General features: G+C 50.9%; 1 pseudogene. It reads left to right on the forward strand.

Annotation, left to right across the window (positions count from 1 at the left end):
* A pseudogene (locus K5E19_RS24060) lies at positions 1-509 on the forward strand (phage tail tape measure protein); the annotation flags it as partial.

The raw sequence follows: 509 nt of genomic DNA on the forward strand, positions 1-509 counted from the left end.
GTCTGGAACGGCGTGAAAACGCTGTTTGGCTGGTTTGGCAACCTGCTTTCCCCGGTACAAATGACCGGGGAAAAACTGGCTGGCGTGACCAGCGCGGGGGAAACCTTTGGCCGTGTCGTGGCGGGGGCGGTTGGCCTGGTTCTGACTCCGTTTGAGCTGGTTTATCGTTCCATTCAGACGGTCATTGAGATGTTCGGGATCGTTATTGATGGCTGGGGTGATGTGGTAAACGCCTTTGATATTAATTCCCCTGTTGCCTCCTTTGAAAAAATGGCCAGCGTGATCGGGGGTGTGTTCGGGAAATTATGGGACACCCTGAAAGGTTCATTTACCGGAACGTACAACTGGATTATTGAAAAGCTGAATAAACTTCCGGGCGTGGATATTGCCCTGGCCGCTGATTCAGGTTCAGGAGCAAATAAGGGAATACCCTTCAATCCTAAACAGGTTGAACAGGCCGCGATTGCATCACCTGAAATAAAACAGGTTGAGTATGGCGGGAATATCAC

It is taken from the genome of Enterobacter sp. RIT637 (assembly GCF_019718755.1).
In the GTDB taxonomy this organism is placed as follows: Bacteria; Pseudomonadota; Gammaproteobacteria; order Enterobacterales; family Enterobacteriaceae; genus Enterobacter.